This window comes from Corynebacterium sp. HMSC074C05 (genome assembly GCF_001838325.1).
Taxonomy (GTDB): domain Bacteria; phylum Actinomycetota; class Actinomycetes; order Mycobacteriales; family Mycobacteriaceae; genus Corynebacterium; species Corynebacterium amycolatum.
On the sequence record NZ_KV836284.1, the window covers coordinates 15,108 to 35,675 of the forward strand.

The 20,568-nt window shown below is 61.8% G+C and carries 16 protein-coding genes and 2 tRNA genes; 12 read left to right on the forward strand and 6 right to left on the reverse strand.

Annotated features, from left to right (window positions below; translation table 11 throughout):
• Window positions 1-96: 96 nt before the first annotated feature.
• From HMPREF3042_RS02625 to HMPREF3042_RS02635, 3 genes are read left to right on the forward strand one after another with little or no spacing between them, the layout of a single operon-like run.
• On the forward strand, window positions 97-780 hold the full coding sequence (locus tag HMPREF3042_RS02625) for an SAM-dependent methyltransferase (protein ID WP_038629122.1): 684 nt from the start codon (window positions 97-99) through the stop codon (window positions 778-780).
• The gene (locus HMPREF3042_RS02630; protein ID WP_070855988.1) at window positions 777-2,555 is read left to right on the forward strand and encodes an ABC transporter ATP-binding protein; all 1,779 of its coding nucleotides are present in this window, start codon (window positions 777-779) and stop codon (window positions 2,553-2,555) included. Before HMPREF3042_RS02625 ends, HMPREF3042_RS02630 begins: the two co-directional genes overlap by 4 nt.
• Complete coding sequence (locus HMPREF3042_RS02635) at window positions 2,552-4,285, forward strand: ABC transporter ATP-binding protein (RefSeq protein ID WP_070855989.1); 1,734 nt, start codon at window positions 2,552-2,554, stop codon at window positions 4,283-4,285. The genes HMPREF3042_RS02630 and HMPREF3042_RS02635 overlap by 4 nt, the downstream gene beginning before the upstream one ends.
• A 178-nt stretch (window positions 4,286-4,463) precedes the next feature.
• Here the strand turns inward: HMPREF3042_RS02635 and pth are convergent, their stop codons facing one another.
• The 5 genes from pth to HMPREF3042_RS02660 all read right to left on the reverse strand — a co-directional run bounded on the left by pth (window position 4,464) and on the right by HMPREF3042_RS02660 (window position 8,726).
• Complete coding sequence (gene pth / locus HMPREF3042_RS02640) at window positions 4,464-5,072, reverse strand: aminoacyl-tRNA hydrolase (RefSeq protein WP_049172234.1); 609 nt, start codon at window positions 5,070-5,072, stop codon at window positions 4,464-4,466.
• A 125-nt stretch (window positions 5,073-5,197) separates the two neighbouring features.
• Window positions 5,198-5,842 carry a 50S ribosomal protein L25/general stress protein Ctc gene (locus HMPREF3042_RS02645; protein ID WP_049172236.1) on the reverse strand — a complete coding sequence of 215 codons (645 nt, stop codon included), beginning with the start codon at window positions 5,840-5,842 and terminating at the stop codon, window positions 5,198-5,200.
• 250 nt (window positions 5,843-6,092) lie between these two features.
• Window positions 6,093-7,070: a ribose-phosphate diphosphokinase gene (locus tag HMPREF3042_RS02650; protein ID WP_070653330.1), complete on the reverse strand. Its 978-nt coding sequence runs from the start codon at window positions 7,068-7,070 to the stop codon at window positions 6,093-6,095.
• A gap of 7 nt (window positions 7,071-7,077) precedes the next feature.
• Window positions 7,078-8,568, reverse strand: a complete 1,491-nt coding sequence (glmU, locus tag HMPREF3042_RS02655; protein WP_070855990.1) for a bifunctional UDP-N-acetylglucosamine diphosphorylase/glucosamine-1-phosphate N-acetyltransferase GlmU — start codon at window positions 8,566-8,568, stop codon at window positions 7,078-7,080.
• 87 nt (window positions 8,569-8,655) lie between these two features.
• Window positions 8,656-8,726, reverse strand: a tRNA-Gln gene (locus HMPREF3042_RS02660).
• Between the two features lie 100 nt (window positions 8,727-8,826).
• On the opposite strand from HMPREF3042_RS02660, the gene HMPREF3042_RS02665 reads away from it, so the two are divergent.
• From HMPREF3042_RS02665 to HMPREF3042_RS02705, 9 genes are all read left to right on the forward strand, one after another.
• On the forward strand, window positions 8,827-9,519 hold the full coding sequence (locus HMPREF3042_RS02665; RefSeq protein WP_141750501.1) for a TetR/AcrR family transcriptional regulator: 693 nt from the start codon (window positions 8,827-8,829) through the stop codon (window positions 9,517-9,519).
• 44 nt (window positions 9,520-9,563) lie between these two features.
• Window positions 9,564-13,190 carry a transcription-repair coupling factor gene (mfd, locus tag HMPREF3042_RS02670; RefSeq protein WP_070855991.1) on the forward strand — a complete coding sequence of 1,209 codons (3,627 nt, stop codon included), beginning with the start codon at window positions 9,564-9,566 and terminating at the stop codon, window positions 13,188-13,190.
• 7 nt (window positions 13,191-13,197) lie between these two features.
• Entirely contained in the window at window positions 13,198-14,229 is a 1,032-nt protein-coding gene (locus tag HMPREF3042_RS02675) for a MazG nucleotide pyrophosphohydrolase domain-containing protein (protein ID WP_070855992.1), read from the forward strand.
• A gap of 71 nt (window positions 14,230-14,300) precedes the next feature.
• Window positions 14,301-15,161, forward strand: a complete 861-nt coding sequence (locus tag HMPREF3042_RS02680; protein WP_070855993.1) for a lytic transglycosylase domain-containing protein — start codon at window positions 14,301-14,303, stop codon at window positions 15,159-15,161.
• Between the two features lie 85 nt (window positions 15,162-15,246).
• Window positions 15,247-16,521 carry a phosphopyruvate hydratase gene (gene eno / locus HMPREF3042_RS02685; RefSeq protein WP_070834092.1) on the forward strand — a complete coding sequence of 425 codons (1,275 nt, stop codon included), beginning with the start codon at window positions 15,247-15,249 and terminating at the stop codon, window positions 16,519-16,521.
• A gap of 112 nt (window positions 16,522-16,633) precedes the next feature.
• Complete coding sequence (locus HMPREF3042_RS02690; RefSeq protein WP_070855994.1) at window positions 16,634-17,170, forward strand: FtsB family cell division protein; 537 nt, start codon at window positions 16,634-16,636, stop codon at window positions 17,168-17,170.
• Window positions 17,171-17,297: 127 nt separating this feature from the next.
• Complete coding sequence (locus HMPREF3042_RS02695) at window positions 17,298-17,834, forward strand: DUF501 domain-containing protein (protein ID WP_070855995.1); 537 nt, start codon at window positions 17,298-17,300, stop codon at window positions 17,832-17,834.
• Window positions 17,835-18,824 carry a Ppx/GppA phosphatase family protein gene (locus HMPREF3042_RS02700; protein WP_070855996.1) on the forward strand — a complete coding sequence of 330 codons (990 nt, stop codon included), beginning with the start codon at window positions 17,835-17,837 and terminating at the stop codon, window positions 18,822-18,824.
• A 12-nt stretch (window positions 18,825-18,836) separates the two neighbouring features.
• A tRNA-Leu gene (locus tag HMPREF3042_RS02705) sits at window positions 18,837-18,913 on the forward strand.
• A 1,049-nt stretch (window positions 18,914-19,962) separates the two neighbouring features.
• Here HMPREF3042_RS02705 and HMPREF3042_RS02715 read toward each other — a convergent pair.
• Complete coding sequence (locus tag HMPREF3042_RS02715; RefSeq protein WP_070855998.1) at window positions 19,963-20,565, reverse strand: hypothetical protein; 603 nt, start codon at window positions 20,563-20,565, stop codon at window positions 19,963-19,965.
• Window positions 20,566-20,568 lie beyond the last annotated feature (3 nt).

Here is a 20,568-nt window from a genome sequence, read left to right on the forward strand (position 1 = left end):
ACGGGGGCATCGCCGCCGACGACGGCCCGCGAACCCGAGCACCTAACCCGAAACGGCCGCGCGGACGCGGCCCACACACCCCGGAGACAGAACCAGATGAAGTCGATTGCCCAGATCGTCCAGAACAACCGCAGACTCCTTGCGGCCTACGAGGACAAGGTCCAGCCGAGGTTCCTCAGCCGCTATGCGCGTGAACCGATGGACGCCGCCGCCGTGTATCGGAAGCTCCGTGCGCTGGATCCCGGGCCGGATGCGCCGGCCCGGGTTCTCGACCTCGGTTGTGGAACCGGGTGGCTCGCCCGCATGCTCGCCGCCGAGCCTCGCTATCGCAGGGCGAATATCGTCGGCTACGACCTGTCGCCCAATGCGATCCGCATCGCCCGCGAACGCGCCGCCGTCGAAGGGCTCGGGGCCCGGACGGAATTCCACGTCGCCGACGTCCTCGCGCCACTCGCGGGAGAGCCCGGCAGGACCGATGAAATCTGGGTGTGCGGCGCGCTCCACCAAATGAAGGATGCGGGTGCCGCACTCGGCAGGGTTGCCGGGCTGCTCGCCGACGGCGGCATCGCTTACGTGCAGACGTTCGCCGAGGATCCCGACGTGAACGAGCGGGTCGACATGGCCGTCATGGCGAAGATGGGCCACCGGGTGTTCCGGGGCAGCGAGCTCGAGGACCTCGCCGAAGCCAACGGGCTGAAGCTGGGCGGAGCCTCACACGCCGGCATGGTGTACTTCTGCACTCTCACGAAGAAAAGCGCGATCGGGGAGGCGGGCAAGTGAGCGCTGTGGACGGGACCGTAGGCCCGTGGTCGCTGCTCGCCCCGATCCGGACTCGGATGCGTGCGGTGGTCGCGTTATCCGTCCTGTCGTCGGTGGCTACCGTCGCTTCGCTGGTCGGCATCATCGACATCGCGATGACGTACCCGGAGGCCCCGGAGCATCGGACGTGGTTGGCCGTGGCTGTCATCGTCGTCGCCGCAACGGTGCGCATGGCCGCGGACGGCGCCGCCGGCATGCTCTCGCACCGGGCGGATAACGACCTGCAGCTCCACCTCCGGCGCCGGCTGGTCGCCCAAATCCGGAAGTTGCCGCTGGGCTGGCTAGACGCCCGGCGCTCGTCGGGAATCATCGGGTCGGTTGAGAAGGACGTCGCGGCTGTCCACCAGCTCATGGGCCACACCGTCGGTGAGACCGTGGTGGCGGTGCTGGTTCCCCTGCTTTCCCTCATCGCGCTCGTCGCGGTGGATTGGCGGATCGCGGCGGTGGCGGTCGTCCCGGTGCTGGTCACCTTCGCCCTGATGGGCGTAATGATGTCGCGTGGCGCCGGCCTTCAGCGCGACTACGAGCGAGCCTCCGAAGGAGTGACGGCCGCGGTCATCGAGTTGGTGCGCGGCATCCCGGTGATGAAGTCCTTCGGACGCGCCAACCAGGGCTCGGGCCGCTACGATGCCGCGGCGTCGTCGTTCGTCCGCGCGTGGTCCGCCTGGTCCCGGCAGTCGAACATCTATCTTGGGCTCATCGACGTGGTGACGTCTCCGATCACGGTCCTCGCAGTGGTGTGCGGCGCCGGCCTCGCTCTGAGGGACGCCGCGGGAGGTCTACCGGAAGGTCTCGTCGCCGGGCTGGTTCTCGGCCTTGGACTCTCCGCGGCGATCGTGCGGGTAGCCATGAACTCCGAACCCATCATCGCGGGGATCGCGGCCCTGAAATCCATCGCGGAGGTGCTGGGCACGCCGCCGATCGCCGAGCCCGCCGATCCGGTGCCCGCGCGCGGGGGCGCGCTCGAGGTCCGGAACCTGGTCTTCTCCTACGGGGATGGGCCGCGGGTCCTCGACGGGATGTCCGCGACGTTCGAACCGGGGACCCTCACGGCGTTGGTGGGATCCTCCGGTTCCGGAAAGTCCACCGTCGCCCGGTTGTTGGCGCGTTTCCACGACCCCGTCGAAGGCTCGGTGCTGCTGGGCGGCGTCGATCTCCGCGACATCGCTGTGAGCGACGTGCACCGCTCGGTGTCGGTGGTGTTCCAGGATCCGCAGTTGCTCACGCTGCCGTTGCGGGAGAACATCCGGCTGGCCAGGAGAGACGCCACCGACGGCGAAATCATGGCGGCCGCGAAGCTCGCGAACCTCGATGCGGTCATCGCGGCGCTGCCGAAGGGCCTGGATTCGGTGGTCAACGTCGACGTGACCTTTTCCGGTGGCGAGGCGCAGCGCGTGGCCATCGCGAGGTCGATCGTCACGGACGCGCCGGTGCTCATCTTCGACGAGGCAACCGCTTACGCGGATCCGGCTTCCGAGGCCCTCATCCAGTCCACAATCGAGCGTTTGGCCCGTTCACGGACGGTGATTGTGATCGCGCACAGGTTGAGCACGATCCGAAACGCCGACCGCATCCTCGTTCTCGATGGGGGAGCGGTCGCGGAGGCTGGTACCCACGACGAGTTGCTTGCGCGCGGTGGCCGCTACCGGGATTTGTGGCGCGCGTTCGCGCTCGACGACGAACCATCCGCCCCGCGGGGCACTGAATTAGACGATGCAAAGGCGGGGAACCGATGATTCGGGACTTGTGGTCGATGACGGATCGGCGCTCGAGAATGACGCTGGCGTGGCTCATTGCGTTGGCCGCGCTTGCCGCGCTGGCTCAGGGAGCGGCGTTCGTCGCGCTGCTGCCGCTGCTGTCGGCTCTGGCCGAGGGAGATGATGCGACGGCGTGGCGTTTCACCGGCGTCATCGCCGGCCTCGCGGCCGCCCATGCGGTGCTGTCTCTCGCTGCGGGGACGGTCGGCAGGGCGAATTCCGCAGCGGTGCTGTCGTCCCTGCTGCGTTCCCTGGGCGAACGCGTGCTGACGTTGCCACTCGGGTACGTCACCAAGTCCACGGCCGGCCGCTTTTCGGAGATGGCATCGTCGGGTATCGCGTTCGCGGCGTCCGTGCCGCACGTGATCCTGCGGCCTGTCATCGCCGCGGCGGTTGCGCCGACCGTCATCGCCTTCGGAATTCTGGCGGTGGATTGGCGCGTCGGTTTGGTTCTCGTCGCGTCGGCGCCGGTGATCTTCTTCGCCTACCGGGCCATTGGTCGGGTCGGCGGGGAGTCGGACGAAGCGCATGCTGACGCCGTCGCTGCCGTCTCCGGCAGGCTGATCGAGTTCACCCGCTGCCAGCAGGCGATTCGCGCCGCGGGCGACGGTTCGGCGGCGGACGCGATGGTGGATGAGGCAATCCGGGCCCAACACGATGCGTTCGCGAAGGCGACGTCGACGCAGGGGGCGGCCATCGGACGGCTGGGTTCGGTCGTCCATGCGGTGTTCACGGCGGCGGTGATAGTCGCCGTGGCAGTCGCCGCGACGGGCGGGATGGCGCCGGCGCATTTGGCGCCGATGCTCATCGTGGTCGTCCAGTTCACCGGACCGATCACCACGGCGGGAGCGTTGTCCGGCGGTTTCGGTGCGGGCCGCAACACGTTGGCTGCGTTGCGTGACCTGCGGGCAATCCCCGCCCTTCCCGAACCTGCCGCACCGGAGCTGCCCGACGGGCATGACGTGGAGTTCCGCGACGTGAGCTTCGGGTACGGGGATAAGAAGGTTCTCGACGGCGTCAGCTTCCGTGCCCCTCAGGGAGCGCTGGTTGCCGTAGTAGGACCGTCGGGGGCGGGCAAGACGACGGTCATGCGGCTGCTGTCGCGTTTTCATGATCCGGACTCGGGGGAGATCCTCATCGGCGGGGTGCCCTTGCCTCGGATCGGCACCGACGGCGTGAACTCGCTGGTGACGCCGGTGTTCCAGGAGACGTTCCTTTTCGACGCGTCCGTGCGGGACAACGTGGTCTTCGCCGACCCCGAATTCGGTTCCGGGCCCGGTGACGGGGACCGCTTGCGCGAGGCCGCCCGGCGTTCCGGGGTGGACCGCATCGTGGAGCTGCTGCCTTCCGGGTGGGATACCCCGGTGGGGGAGGAGGGGACGCTGCTGTCGGGAGGCGAGCGGCAGCGCCTCGCCATCGCCCGGGCGCTTCTGAAGGATTCCCCGGTGGTGCTTCTCGACGAGCCGACATCCTCGCTGGATGCGGCCACTGAGCGGGCGATCGTCGGCACGATGGAGGCGTTGCGCGGCGATCACACCGTGATCGTCGTCGCCCATCGCCTGCACACCGTCCGCGATGCCGACCTCATCGTCGTGCTTTCGGAGGACGGGACGGTCGCAGAACGGGGTACGCACGATGAATTGCTGGCGAAGGGCGGTCGCTACGCCGAGTCGTGGGCGTGCCGGACGGGGAGCTCCCCGGGCGCCTGATCCTCATCACCTGGTTGATGCCCTCACGGGCGCCCTGCCGCAGCGTCCCGAATCCCACCGCCAGGCGCTCGGTGGACAGAGCGAAACCGCCGACGAAAACGCCGAGCAGCACGAACACCGACGAGCTCTAAAGACTGAAGCTCCCGGGAACGTGAAATTAGCCCCCTTCCCGCTACTGCTACCGCCCGTGAATCTGGTTCTGCGCAATCTCCAGCCCGTGGCTGGCGATTAGCTCCACCGCCTCCGCAGCAGTGGGCAGAGTGAAAGCGAGCTCCTCGCGTTCCTTAGCATTGAAATTACGCAGCACGTAGTCCGCCGGATCTTGGCGGCCCGGAGGACGGCCAATGCCAATACGTACCCGCATGTAGTCCTTCGTGCCCAACGACTTCGTGGTCGAGCGCAGGCCATTGTGGCCATTCTCGCCCCCGCCGCGCTTGAGGCGCACCACGCCCGGGTCCAGGTCCAGCTCATCGTGGACTACCACGACGTCGGTAGGTGCGACGTTGAAGAACTTTGTCAGCGCCGCGACCGGTCCACCCGACAGGTTCATGTACGTCCGGGGCTTAGCCAGAATCACCTGCCGCTCGCCACCGTCGGAAGTCTTGAACCGAGTCTGGACTATCTCAGCATTCGACTTCTTGTGCACGCTAAACGACGACGGCATCGGAGAAGTGCGGCTGGCTAGTTCATCTAGCACCAGATGCCCGACGTTATGGCGGGTGAGTTCATATTTGGGCCCAGGGTTGCCGAGCCCCACGACAAGCAGAGGTGTGGTGGAGGCGTTCATGAGTTCAATCTTGGCACACAGCGCGCGGACTTCTGACTTCGGGGAGTTTCAGAAAAAAGAAAGGGACGGACAAAAGTCCGTCCCTTTCTTACGCAGCTGTGTTAGCTAAGCATGCGAGAGGTTAACTACTCAGCAGCCTCTTCCTCAGCCGGCTCATCCGGGGTCTCAGCCTCGCCCATGCCCTCGATGTCGGCATCGACGTCACCAGCCGGCTCCTCCTCCGGCTCGACGATGTTGAAGATGAGCAGGTCAGCGTCGTCGGTGAGGACCAGGCCCTCTGGCAGGGTAACGTCGCCGGCGTGAACCATGGTGCCGACCTCTGCACCCTCGACGGAGACCTCGATCTCTTCCGGAATAGCCAGAACCGGTGCATTGACCAGAATGGTCTCGGCATCCTGCATGAGCAGGGCACCCGGAGCGAGCTCGCCAGTCGGAACGACCGGAACCTCAACCTCAACCTTCTCGTCACGGTGAATGGCGAGCAGGTCAGCGTGGTCGATGTCGAGAGTCAGCGGGTTCTGGTCAACAGCCTTAACCATGGACAGCTGGGACTCGCCCTCGATGTTGACGTCCAGAACAGCGTTGACACCGTGGTTACGGATGACAGCGTGGAAATCCAGAGTGTCAACGAGGATGTGCTTCGGAGCATCCAGGTCAGCGCCGTAGATGACAACCGGGATGTCGCCAGCAACGCGGGCACGGCGAGCGGCACCCTTGCCGAACTCGGTGCGGTTACGAGCATCAATCTTGATGATGTTGGGCTTTGCCATGAAAATGGACTCCTAAACGATTCGATACTGAGTCGTCGAGTCGAGCACGTGCCGCATCCATGCCACCGTGGGCGCAAAAGTTGGGCTGCGAGCGTCGCGTCGATAACGGCAACCACCTACTGTGGTCGCCCTCGCCGAGACTTACCGGAAAAATTGTAGTGGACTAACAGGTCAAACAGCAAACCCCGTCACCACCAGCAAAACTAGGTTGCTGGTCGCGGCGGGGTGCCCGTCGGCAAGCGGAAAGAGCTTATGCCTGGCCCTCGAAGAGAGTGGTGACGGAACCGTTTTCGAAGATCTCGTGGATCGTCTTAGCCAGCAGCGGCGCGATTGGCAGGACGGTCAGGTTGTCCCAGCCCTCGGTGGACTGCGGCAGAGTATCGGTGGTGATGACCTCGCGGGCACCGCACTTCGACAGGCGCTCGCGAGCTGGGTCAGAGAAGACGCCGTGCGTGGTAGCGATGATGACATCGGAAGCGCCAGCCTCACGCAACACCTTGACAGCGCCGGCGATGGTGCCGCCGGTGTCAATCATGTCGTCGATGAGTAGACAGGTCTTACCGGAGACCTCGCCGACCACACGGTTGGCGACAACCTGGTTCGCGACATCGACGGAACGGGTCTTGTGAATGAAAGCCAGCGGGGCATCGCCCAGGGTGTTGGCCCACTTCTCGGAAACCTTCACACGGCCGGCGTCAGGGGAGACCACGACGAGGTTGTCCAGGGAGTAGTTCTTCTTGATGTACTCCGACAGAATCGGCATGGCGTGCATGTGATCGACCGGGCCGTCGAAGAAGCCCTGAATCTGATCGGTGTGGAGGTCCACGGAGACGATGCGGTCAGCGCCAGCGGTCTTGAGCAGGTCAGCGACCAGGCGAGCGGAAATCGGCTCACGGCCACGGTGCTTCTTGTCCTGGCGGGCGTATGGGAAGAACGGCAGGATAGCGGTGATGCGCTTGGCCGAACCGCGCTTGAGCGCGTCAATCATAATCAGCTGCTCGATGAGCCACTTATTCAGCGGTGCCGGGTGTGCCTGTAGCACGAAGGCATCGGAACCGCGGACGGATTCCTCGTAGCGCACGAAGATTTCGCCGTTGGCAAAATCACGAGCGGTCATCGGAGTCAGCTCTGTGCCGAGCTCCTTGGCAACTGCCTCGCCCAATTCCGGGTGTGCCCTTCCGGAGAAGAGCATGAGGTTCTTTTGGTTATCGATCCACTGGCCGGTCATCTGCCGTCTAGCCTTCCTGGTCTTCCTTGTTGTTGTCAGCGTTGTCAGCTACCTGCGCCGCCTGCGCTGCCTCAGCAGCAGCGGTACCTGGACGCTTCCGCTCGACCCATCCCTCGATGTTGCGCTGACGGCCACCACTGACCGCCAATGCTCCCGGAGGAACGTCGTCCTTAATAACAGTACCTGCACCTGAGTACGCACCATCACCCACGGTCACCGGAGCGATGAACATGGTGTCGGAGCCGGTGCGAACATGCGAGCCGATAACGGTGCGGTGCTTGTTGACACCGTCGTAGTTCACGAACACGCTGGAGGCACCAATGTTGGAGTGCTCGCCAATCTCCGCATCGCCGACGTAGGTCAGGTGCGGAACCTTCGAACCGGTTCCAATCTGCGCGTTCTTCGCCTCTACGAAGCCACCGAGCTTCGCGCCGACACCGAGTTTGGTGTTCGGGCGAATGTAGGTGAACGGTCCGACCGTCGCATCCTCGCCGATCTCCGAATCGGAACCGTGTGTACGCACGACGCTGGCGCGCTTGCCGACGACCATGTTGGTCAGTGTCGTGTCCGGTCCCACGGTGGCCCCGTCGCCAATCACAGTCTTGCCGTGCAGCTGGGTGCCCGGCAGAATCGTGACATCGCGTCCGATCTCCACCTCAACATCAATCCACGTGGTGTCCGGATCGACGATAGTGGCACCCGCGCGCATAGCTTCCTCGCAGGTGCGGCGGTTGAGCTCGCGGCCAAGGGTAGCCAGCTGTACGCGGTCATTGACACCGGCGACGACGGTGGCGTCGGCGAGGCGGTGGCCGCGCACTGAGCGGTCAGCCTCACGGGCGATGCCAATGACATCGGTGAGGTAGAGCTCGCCCTGGGCATTGTTGGTGTCCAACTGCTTGAGGGCGTTTGCCAGGGTCTCGGCATCGAATGCGTAGACACCGGAGTTGACCTCGGTGATCTCACGTTCCTCGTCGGAGGCGTCCTTTTCCTCCACGATGCGCAGAACTTCGCCGTCGGCGTTACGAACGATGCGGCCGTAACCATGCGGGTTTTCAGCAGTGGAGGTCAGCACGGTCACGGCAGCGCGTGGCTTGCGGTTGTGCTCTTCGAGCAGCGCCTGGAGCGCTTCGGAATCCAGCAGCGGAACATCGGAAGTGGTTACCAAGATGGTGCCATCGAAATTCTGCAGCTCAGGGTGTTCCAGTGCGCACTGAACAGCGTGGCCGGTACCGTTTTGTTCTTCCTGCGGGGCAATGACGACGTCGTTGGAGTGCTCGGCCTTCTCTGTCCAGGTGCCGATGGCGTCGATTACCTTTTCGCGCTGGTGGCCAACGACAACAGCAATCTCTTCCGGATTAATGCCCTTGGCGGCATAGAGCGCGTGCTCCAACATGGTACGACCGCCGATAGCGTGCAGCATTTTCGGCGTATCGGATTTCATTCGGGTGCCTTGACCCGCGGCGAGAATGACCACAGCGGTGGCCGAACCGTTTGACATGAAACTTGCTACTCCTCGGTCAGGGTGCATCACGGTCACGGCGGGGCGAAAAGTCACTTCTTAATTAAGGGGCCGGCCCCCCGCTTGCTCTCCCACCAGGACTCGAACCTAGAATGCCGGTACCAAAAACCGGAGTGTTGCCATTACACCATGGGAGAATGGGGCGAACGCGAAAAAATTGCATGGCTGAGTCGACTCAGCCGGCTCGCTTGCGCCTGCGATATACGATAGCAAGACTTTAGCCACTAATCTAAAAGCATGGCCTCTAATTCTCCGAGACGACGTATGACCGGTCCACAGCGCAAAGCTCAGCTGACAGAAGTCAGCCGTGGAATCTTTGCCGCCAAGGGGCTTGATGCCGCCTCAATGGAGGAGATCGCTGCCGCAGCCGGGGTGTCAAAGCCGGTTGTCTACGAGCATTTTGGTACCAAAGAGCGGCTCTACCAGGCAGTCGTCGACCAGGAGATGAAGACCCTGGAGGCCACGATTAGGGAAGCGTTGTCCCTGGGGCGCTCGCGTTACCGCATCGAACAGGCGGTGTTGGCACTGCTGACTTATGTCGAGGAAAACCCGGAGGGATTCTCCATTATTTCTCGCGACCCCGGTGTGGCGGGTGGCTATGAGACGCTGCTGAATAATGCCACTGAGTCGGTTACGCCTATCCTCGCCGAGGCTTTCAAACGCGCTGGCTTCGACCCGGCCATGTCGGTGCTCTACGGAAACTGCATGGTCGGTATGGTTTCGCAGACCGCTCGCTGGTGGATGGAGAAGCGCAGTCCGGATAAGGAGACGGTGGCGGCGCACATCGTGAACCTGTGCTGGAACGGGCTGGCCGGCATGGAGGGGGCCCCGACTCTGCATGGCTCCGCTGATGTGCCAGCGGCCGCTGAGGGCGCGAAGTTCGGAGCAGGTGCTGCGGCAGACCCGATGCAGGTGGCGGAGAACGGCTAACCAGCACGCAGGGTGAATCCGGGGTGCATGGTTATATTGGGGCTATGCCAACTTCTGCGTCTTCCTCGGCGAAAGCCACACCCAGCATTCTGCCGAACCCGCTATCGGGGCTGGAAAGCCTCGTTGTCACGGATCCTCAATTTGTCGGCGTGCTCGGGCGCATCGGCGAAGACGAGCTGGCGCTCACGGGTGCGGACGCGGTGCGTTCGCACCTTATTTACGCCATGTCCACGAAGGTGCCGGTGCTGGTCGTCACGGCTACTGGCCGAGAGGCGGAGGACCTGACTGCCGAGGTCAAGTCGATGATCGGCGACCGTGTAGCTATGTTCCCCTCGTGGGAGACGCTCCCGCATGAGAAGCTTTCGCCGGCCGTGGATACTGTGGCGCAGCGTCGTAAGGCGCTTTACGACGTTCGCCGGGGCAAAGTCGACGTTCTGATTGCGGCGGTGCGCTCGTTGGTGCAGCCGATTGTGGACGACCTCGAGGCTGAAGCCAGCGCGCCCATCCACATCCAGCTGGACCAGGACTGCGAGAACCTGGTTGAGCGGCTGGTGCATCACGGCTATTCGCATGTGGACATGGTCGGCAGGCGTGGTCAGTTTGCCGTGCGTGGCGGCATCGTCGATGTCTTCCCGGCGACCGAAGAGCTGCCGGTTCGTATCGAGCTCTGGGGCGACGAGGTTACCGACCTGCGCGCCTTTTCCGTCGCTGACCAGCGCACAATCTCTGAGATAGAGGTCGACCAGCTGGATATCTTCCCGTGTCGTGCACTGCTTATCGACGACGACGTGAAGGCCGCCGCGGAGAAACTCGCCACCACGCGTTCTGGACAGGTCCAAGAAATGCTCACCCGCATCGGTGATGGCCAGTGGGTGGAGGGCATGGAGTCGCTGATTCCACTGATTAGTCAGCATCCGATGAAGATGCTCACCGAGGTCATGCCGGAGAAAACGCATGTGCTCATGTGCGGGCCGGAGCGCATTCGCTCTCGCGCGCAGGACCTGATTAGTGCGGGCGAGGAGTTTATGGCCGCAGCGTGGGAAACGGCCGCGATGGGTGGCTCGGCGCCAATCGCCACCGATGGTCTGGAGCCCAGCGCTTACCGCAGCTTGGCCTCTATCCCGATGCCCACCTCGTGGCATATTTCCCCGCCCGGCATGTTGGAGGCGGGGGTCACCGAAGATGATGTGCTGCCGCTAACCTTTGAGCCTGGGCCCGCGCCACGCGGTGACTTAAAGGAAATTGGTCACCTGATGAAGCAGCTGCGCGATGCCACGGTCGCGGGGGAACGAGTGGCGTACGTGGCGGCGACGCCCGCGGGAGCGCGTCGGCAAGCGGAAAGGTTTAGGGAAGCCGGAATTGCGACGCGCATGGCGGCGGGCCCGGAGTATCCCGAGTCCGGAAGAATTACCGTCTACCAGGGTGTTTTGCACGGCGGCCTGGTGTTCCCGCGTATTCCCGGTGGCGCGCTGACTCTGATTACTGAGCAGGACATCACGGGTAACCGCATCGCGGAAGGTGCCCTTGGTGGTCGCCGTAAACCGGCGAAGCGCCGTGGTCGCGTGGATCCGCTGGCACTGAAGGCCGGCGACTACGTCGTACACGACACTCATGGCATCGGTCGATTTGTGAAGCTCACTGAGCGCACCATCGGCACGGGCGAGGATCAGGCTCGCCGCGAGTACGTGGTGCTCGAGTACGCACCGAGCAAGCGCGGAGGCCCCTCGGACCAGCTCTACGTGCCGATGGAGAGCCTGGATCTGCTGTCGCGCTATGTCGGCGGCGAAAAGCCCGCGCTGTCGAAGATGGGCGGCTCGGACTGGAAGTCCACCAAGCGCAAGGCCCGTGGTGCTGTCCGCGAGATTGCGGAAGAGCTGGTCAAGCTCTACGCCGAGCGTCAAGCCGCGCCGGGCCACGCGTTCGCGCCGGATACGCCGTGGCAGCAGGAGATGGAGGATAACTTCCCCTTCACCGAGACTGAGGACCAGCTGCAGGCCATCGACGAAATCAAGTCCGACATGGAAAAGCCGGTACCGATGGACCGCGTGCTCATCGGCGATGTCGGCTACGGCAAGACCGAGGTGGCACTGCGTGCTGCTTTCAAAGCGGTTCAAGATGGCCGTCAGGTAGCAGTGTTGGTGCCGACCACGCTGTTGGCACAGCAGCATTTGACTACTTTCACTCAGCGTATGGAGGGCTTCCCAGTCACCATCCGCGGGCTGTCCCGCTTCACCTCGCCGAAGGACTCCAAAGAGGTTCTCGAAGGGTTGAAGAATGGGACGGTTGATATTGTTATCGGCACGCATCGTCTCTTGCAGACCGGCGTGCAGTGGAAAGAACTCGGTCTGGTCATCGTTGACGAGGAGCAGCGTTTCGGCGTCGAGCACAAGGAACACATCAAGGCGCTGCGTCACCACGTCGACGTGCTCACCATGTCCGCAACGCCAATTCCGCGCACGCTCGAAATGTCGATTGCCGGCATCCGCGAGATGAGCCAGATTCTCACCCCACCGCAGGACCGCCACCCGGTGCTGACATACGTCGGCGCGCAGTCTGACAAGCAGGTCGCCGCTGCTATCAGGCGCGAGCTGCTTCGCGACGGCCAGGTGTTCTACCTGCACAATAAGGTGGAAACCATTGACAAGGTCGCACAGAATATCCGCAATTTGGTGCCCGAGGCCCGTGTGGTGGTGGCCCACGGTCAGATGGGGGAGGAGCAGCTGGAGCGCACGGTCGATGGCTTCTGGCAGCGCGAGTACGACGTGCTGGTGTGTACCACCATCGTGGAGACCGGCCTGGATATTGCCAACGCCAATACGTTGATTGTGGAAAACGCCCACCATATGGGTCTTTCCCAGCTACACCAGCTGCGTGGTCGCGTGGGCCGTTCCCGTGAGCGCGCCTATGCCTACTTCCTCTACCCGGAGAATCAGACGCTGACGGAGACTTCCTACGACCGTCTGTCCACGATCGCGCAGAACAATGACTTGGGTGCCGGTATGGCCGTGGCCATGAAGGACCTGGAAATGCGCGGAGCCGGAAATATCCTCGGTGCGGAGCAGTCCGGTCACATTGCCGGCGTCGGCTTCGACATGTACGTCCGACTGGTTGGCGAGGCCGTGGCTGCACTGAAGGCAGTGGCCGATGGTGAAACGCCGGATGCTTCCGATAACGAACCGAAGGAAGTTCGGATTGATTTGCCGGTGGATGCGAATATTCCGGCCGAATATGTGTCGTCGGAACGCCTACGTCTAGAGGCGTACCGCAAATTTGCTGCCGCCAGTGCGCTGGACGATATCGACGTAGTGCTCGAAGAACTCATCGACCGTTACGGAACCCCACCCATTGAGGTGGAAAGACTGGCGGTTATTTCACGACTTCGAATTATTTGCCGGGAATTCGGCGTGCATGAAGTTCAAGCCATGGGTGCGCACATTAGAATAACCCCTATGGAGCTTGCTGACTCCAAGCAGGTGCGTCTCAAGCGCCTGTATCCACAGGCGACCTATCGTGCGGCAACGCGCACGGTTTCCGTCGGAATGCCGAAGGAAGGGCGAGGGTTGCGGGCAAAATCTGTCCGCGATATTGCATTGGTGCAGTGGGTAGCAGACTTCTTGACATCGATGGCGGGAATTCCACGTATGGATATCTCGCACATGGGAAAGGACTAGAAACCGTATGACTATCATCAAGCTCGATAGCCGCTTTCCAACTGCAATTCCGCTGGAAGCCGCTAGCCTGCTGACCGGTGAAGTCAGCTACACCGAAGAAGTCCCGATCCGTGTGCGCTGGGCAATCGCCGACGCCGGTGGGCACTCGGTGTCCCAGGCGGAGATTCTAGTCACCACCGATATGGAAAATGACGAGGTACTCGATCGCCTCGATGCGGGCGAGAAAGTCTACTCCGTCGAACTGGATGATGCACCGGACCCAGCAGCTCAGGTTGCGGCGGCACCCCAGCAGGACTCGGTGCAGGAACCTGAGCCAGAACCGGTTGCAGAGCCAGTGGCAGAGCCTGTTGCAGAACCGCTGACTCCGCAGGAACAGCTTGCCGCAGCTCGTCTGCCCCACGTCGTGGAGGCCGTGGGCATCATGGCGGCCGCACGGCGCACGGGGCAGTGGGAAGCTCGCCAGACGCACAAGAGCCTGCTGCCGTACCTCATTGAAGAGACCTACGAGTTTGTCGATGCAGTCAACGAGGGCGGTGACATTCGTAGCGAGCTGTCAGATCTGCTGCTGCAAGTCCTCTTCCACGCTGAAATCGCTGAGGACTTCGACTTCGACGACGTGGCGACCGACTTTATTTTGAAGATGCGTGCTCGTCAGCCGTACCTCTTCGACGGCAGTGTGGCCGAAGGAGAGATGGTCTCGGAGGAAGAGCAGGAGCGACTGTGGACTTACGGCCGCGGACGTCCGCGCTCGAACCCGGCCACACAGCTGCCGGCGCTGACTTTGGCTGAGGAAGCCATCCGCCGCGCACGTGCGCTGGGACTTTCCGATGCAGACATTCCAGTGGAGATTCTGGTCCCGACCCCGGGGCTGGAGACTGAGTCCGGTGCTGAAGAGAGGACCCGACAGGCTTCACGCGCATTCCTGGCTGAGCTGGCTCAGATGGAGAATCAGCAGGCCGGCAGTGCTGAGCAGTGGGCAGCGGGCAGCGAAGATAACGAAGAGGCTGAGGACCTCGGCCCGTCGGAAAGCGACAGCTAGTTTCCAACAAAAGTGATTTCTGTCCTCGAGTTTGAGTGATTTTTACGGTTTACCCCGTAGAGTAATTCCCCATGCCTTCTAATTCTCCCTTTGATGAATACGCGCACCCCGCACCCCGCGGGGCGAAGTCGCGTGGCCGCAGTAGGGGGAAAAAGAAGTCCTCGCGAGGCTGTGGCTGCCTCGGTCTAACCTCCCTGGCGGTGCTGATTATCATTGGCACGGTTGGGGCGTTGGCGATGTTCACTGGACCCGTTATCCCGTCGTTGACCAAGAAGCCGATTCCGGACAATGTGCCGCCTGCCGCGGCTGAGCCACCGCCGATGATTGATGTCAACGCGCCCGGCCGCACCTCTGAACAGCTCCGACAGTGGGCGCAGCAGATTTCCCCGAAGACGGGGATTTCTGAGGACGCCCTCCGCGCCTACGGCAACGCATATGTGATTGCGGCAGAACAGTTCCCGAGCTGTCACCTGGAGTGGAACACGCTTGCGGGACTGGGCAAGGTGGAGACTAATCACGGCACGTACTCGGGCAATTGGCTCAAGCCGGCGCATATCGGTGCCGATGGGGTAGTGCGTCCGACGATTATCGGTCCGCCGCTGGACGGCACGAATGGCTTCGCTGAGGTTCTCGATACTGACAATGGCGAACTCGACGGTGACACAGAGTATGACCGCGCTGTGGGGCCGATGCAGTTTATTCCCGAGACATGGCATCGCTTTGCGATGGATGCTTCGGGTGATGGTGTCGCGGACCCCAATAACATCGACGACGCGACTGCGACGACCGCGCGGATGCTCTGCAGCGACGAACGCGACCTCGCCACCCCGGAAGGGTGGGCATCTGCAACTCGCTCATATAACCAATCTGAGCAGTATCTTCGCGATGTTCGGGACGCTGCGGCGAACTATGCGCTGAATCAGCCCGCATAGGGTGAAAAGGATTTAAGGCGAAGGTTGGCAAACCGTGCCACAATTGGAGTCATGTGCCGGAACGGTTCCGGCGGAAAGGTGACCTATGGCTGCAATCATCGAGTTGAACGCACGCGAAATTCTGGACTCCCGTGGTAACCCGACCGTTGAGGTTGAGGTGCTGTTGGAAGACGGCGCTGTGGGCCGCGCTGCGGTTCCGTCCGGTGCCTCTACCGGTGTACACGAGGCTCACGAGCTCCGCGATGGTGAGGATCGTTACCTGGGCAAGGGTGTCCAGAAGGCTGTCCGCGCGGTGCTCGAGGAGATTGAGGACGCGATTATTGGCCTCGAGGCTGAGGATCAGCGTCTCGTTGACAAGACCATGATTGAGCTGGACGGCACCGACAACAAGTCCCGCCTGGGTGCCAACGCCATTCTCGGTGTGTCCATGGCCGTTGCCAAGGCTGCTGCTGAGTCCGCTGGCCTGGACCTGTTCCGCTACGTCGGTGGCCCGAACGGCCACGTTCTACCGGTCCCGATGATGAATATCCTCAACGGTGGTGCACATGCGGACTCCGGCGTTGACGTCCAGGAGTTCATGATTGCTCCGATTGGCGCCCCGACCTTCAAGGAGGCACTGCGTGTCGGCGCTGAGGTCTACCACGCACTGAAGAAGGTCATCAAGGACAAGGGTCTGTCCACTGGTCTCGGCGATGAGGGCGGCTTCGCTCCGTCGGTTGACTCCACCAAGGCTGCACTGGACCTGATTGTTGAAGCAATTGAGGCCGCTGGCTACAAGCTGGGCGACGATGTCGCTCTGGCTCTCGACGTGGCTTCTTCCGAGTTCTTCAAGGACGGCAAGTACCACTTCGAGGGCGGCGAGCACACCGCTGAGGAGATGGCCGCTGTCTACGCCGACCTCGTTGAGAACTACGCCATCGTCTCCATCGAGGATCCGCTGCAAGAGGATGACTGGGAGGGCTACACTACCCTGACCGCTCAGCTTGGTGACAAGGTCCAGATTGTCGGCGATGACTTCTTCGTTACCAACCCGAAGCGTCTGGCTGAGGGCATTGAGAAGAAGGCCGCTAACGCTCTGCTGGTCAAGGTCAACCAGATCGGTTCGCTGTCTGAGACCTTCGAGGCCGTCGCAATGGCCCACAACGCCGGTTACAAGACCATGATGTCGCACCGCTCCGGTGAGACTGAGGACACCACCATCGCTGACCTGGCTGTCGGTCTCAACTGTGGCCAGATCAAGACCGGTGCTCCGGCTCGCTCCGAGCGCGTTGCTAAGTACAACCAGCTGCTGCGCATCGAAGAGTACCTCGGCGACGCCGCAGTCTACGCTGGCCGCAGCGCTTTCCCGCGTTTTAAGTAAGTAGTTGATACGCTGCGAAAGCTGCGTATAGCACTGCCCGCCCGCACCACGCATGTGGTTGTGGGCGGGTTTTTGTTATTTCATCGGCTGGCGGTCGGGTAGAGTGTGGGGCATGAGTGCATCGGACCGATCTCGCCGCGGAACACAGTCGCGCCCTGCAGGGGCGGGGCAGCGTTCGGCAGCGGCAATCGCATCGGGAATGCGCTCGCTGAGCACGGCACAGAAGATTGGTATTGGTCTGCTGGTGCTTTTCTTAGTATCTGTTCTCGCAATCCCGCTGCGGACTTTTGCACAACAGCAGGCGGATGTGGCTGCAACGCAGGACAGTATTGCGCGCATGGAACAGCGAATTGAGCAGCTAGAGGATGAAAAGGAGCTTTACTCCAACCCCGCCTATATCAAGGAGCAGGCACGTCTGCGCCTGGGACTGGTAGAGCCGGGGGAGACCCCATTCCGTATCCTCGATCCGGCAGTGGGCGAACAGCCCGGGACGCAGCCGGAGGAAGTTCCGCAGCACCAGGCCAAGAAGTGGTACGAGACTCTGTGGGATTCCATTTCCATCCCGCCCGAACCTGAAGAGACTCGCCCTAATCCGGGGCGCGATCAGGCAACGAGGCCCGAGAGTTTGCCGACGGTACCGGAGTCCTAAAACTCCGTAGGGCTCTCGGTGAGGTTGCATGCGCGGCGGAGTGTGCCGTCGTAAAGCGAAACAACGCGCTTGTAAGGCGACTGTGAGATTATGTGTCAGTAAAACGGAAGCAAAAGGAGTGTGACCGATGTCTGTGGATACCGCAGATTTGGAAGTGATAGCGGAGCAGCTCGGGCGTGAACCACGGGGTGTAGTGGACATCTCTTACCGCAGTCCCGACGGCACTCCTGGTGTGGTCAAGACGAAGCCTCGTTTGGACGATGGCACTCCGTTTCCCACGCTCTTTTACCTGACTGATCCGCGACTCACCGCGGAGGCCTCCCGGTTGGAGACGACCGGCGTGATGAAGGAAATGACCGCGCGTCTGGAAAGCGACGACGAGCTTGCCGCTGATTACCAGCGTGCACACGAGGCGTTTCTGGCGGAGCGCAATGAGATGGAAGACCTGGGCACGGACTTCTCCGGTGGCGGCATGCCGACGCGTGTGAAGTGCCTGCACGTCCTTATTGCCTACGCGCTGGCCAAGGGGCCGGATCACTTCCGACTGGGTACTGAGTCGGTGGCGCTGGCGGCGGAGAACGAGAAGCTGCGCGGCACCGCGATTCCCGCGGACTGGCCGACGATTTCCGAGCTCGGTATTGCGTATCCGGGGGTGGAGGGATAAATGACGACTCTCGCTGCCGTCGACTGCGGCACTAACTCGCTTCGCCTGCTTATCAGCCGGGTCGAGGTCGTCGATGGGGTTCTCGAAATCACAGAACTGCACCGACTGATGGAAATCGTCCGCCTTGGCCAGGGCGTGGATGCCACTGGCATGCTGGCTCCAGAGGCGCTGGAGCGCGTGCGGGAGGCTCTGACGAAGTATGCAGAGCTTATGCAAGTCGAAAAAGTGCAAGCTGTCCGAATGGTGGCGACATCGGCGACGCGCGACGCAAGCAACCGCGACGATTTCTTCGCCATGACCCGCGAGATTCTCGCTCCGTGGGGTGCAGAGGCCGAGGTTATTTCCGGCGACGAGGAAGCCGCGCTGTCCTTCCGCGGGGCAGTCGATGACTTGGAGCCCGAGCTGGGTCCGTATTGCGTCATCGACGTCGGCGGCGGCTCCACCGAGGTTATTGTCGGTGACCACGATGGTACGGTAGCCGGCTCTGATTCCGTGGCTATGGGCAGTGTGCGCTTGACCGAACGGTTCCTGCAGGCCTCGCCGCCGACGGCGGAGCAGGTCCAGGAGGCGCGTTCGTATGTTGCGGAACTGGCCGACGAGATTATTGCGAAGGTGCCTGTCGACAAGGCTCGCACCATCGTCGGCTGCGCCGGGACCTTCACCACCCTGTCGGCGCTGGCACAGGGCCTAGAAACCTACGACCCCGAGGCAATCCACCTGTCGCAGCTGCGCTTTGGGGCGTTGCGTGCGTTGACAGCATCCGTCGTCGAGACCGATGCGGAATCCCTTGCTGCGAATCCGGTCATGCACCCGAAACGCGCGGATGTCTTCGCCGGTGGTTCCATCATTGTTGACGGTCTGATGGACATGTTTGAGGCGCTGCCACTTTCCGAGGCAGCCAAGGAAGAGCAGCGCTTTTTCTACATCAGCGAGAAGGATATCCTCGACGGAATTGTGGCGAGTTTGGTAGACACCCATATCGCCCATTAATCTTTCTTAGGGGCCCCTATAGCCCAATTGGCAGAGGCAGAGGACTTAAAATCCTTTCAGTGTGGGTTCGAGTCCCACTGGGGGCACCAAAAGGCCAGGTAGAAGCGATTTTCTACCTGGTTTTTTCATGCTTAGACTTAAAACTGTCCAAAAAATGTCCAAATAATAACCGGACTTGCTAGAGAAGTAGCAAGGTGTAACGCTGCTCGGCAGGTCGGAATCACGACCTAAAGATGTTGTCGGCACTCCTGGGGGTTATCTATCCGCTTCAACCGTTACGAGGTTCGTAACAGATGACTTCTTTCTGCACGGTCATCTTTGACCGGGAAGGTTCCCGGAGCCGGGAATATCTCCCGTGTGCGTGTGGGGCTTACAGTCGTGGGCAACTGTGTCGATAATCAACACGGATAGTTTCCGTGCGCATGTGGGGCTTACTCTCGTTGACCTGCACAAAACCCCTGTTCACAAATCGATTCTAAGCGGTTAAACGCGGGGAGCACGTATCCTAGCACCCTCCAAACGTTCACAGAGCCTCCTAGCGCAACACCCCGTAAAACACGCCAGAACCAACACACACGCCACAAGCCCCAAAACAGCACCCAACCACCAAACAAAACCCACAACCCGCCAAACACGCCCACGGGCACCAAAAACAGCCGGAGAGAGAAGCCCGATGCGGACGGGATGCGAGGGTAGGAAAAACCCGACCGCCTTAAGATTTTCGGGGGTCGGGTCTGGGCGTCACCAAATGAATGGTTCTGTTCGGTGGAGGGCGGGGCGGGTGTTGTCTCTGGTGCCGTCGCCTCGTTGTTGGTTGCAGGTTGCGTGCAAGAGTCTGTCTGCGAGGTTGTTGTGTGCGCCGTATTGACCAAGCGCTCGTGAATGGTCTGCATGCAAGGCTCTTTGGTCCCAGTTGAGTTTCGCGTCTCGATACATCGGCTTGCCGCACCACCAACAAAGAGCGCCGTCGTGGTGTAGATGCATGAGGCGTTTCCGGTTCTTCTTGTGGATACTGCCGCGGCCTTTTTGGTTCTCGGTCTGCCGCGGTTGCCTATTCATTGAAAGTATTCCTCTTGTTGATAGCGGAAAGACCCTCCGGGAAAAGGGTTCCTAGAGGGTCTTGCCTGGTTGGTTTGGGCTAGCGCACCCAACTGTTTCGCTCGATCGCGTCTAGCTGCTCGATTGACAGTGAATGCCCAATCTCAACGCGCGGAATTTCCTTCGCTGCATTCAGCGCTCTCATAGTCTTTTCCTTGTCAGCGTTGTATGCGTCAATCCAGTGTTCTCGCTGAACTGGTGAAGCCTTGCCGCGTCGGATTGCTTGGTCAACAACTTGTTCGGCTGCGAGTCGATGCTGTTGACGTTCTGCCTTGATACCGACGTCCATTGCCTTCTTCATGTCAGTCCACGCGTTGCGGTCGATGATGACAGCATCGTTGGTGTTGACGCTTGCGAGAACTTCCTTCGCTGCTGATGCTGCAATGCGCTGTACTTCGTCTTCGTTGAGTGAAGCTGCAACATTGTTTTCAGTAGCCTTGGCGACTACCTCGTCGGCGGACTCGACGAGGGCGAGGAACTTGGCGACGAACTCGTCGGCGGTGACGTCCGGATCTAGGTTGAGGGCGGCGCACATGGTGGCCGTCTGCTCTTCGGTGAAGGTCAGCGGGGCGGGGGTCTTTTCTCCCGTGTCCGCTTCGGAGGGGGTGGGGGTGCTGAAAAACAGGCGCTTAAAGTCAGGCATGGG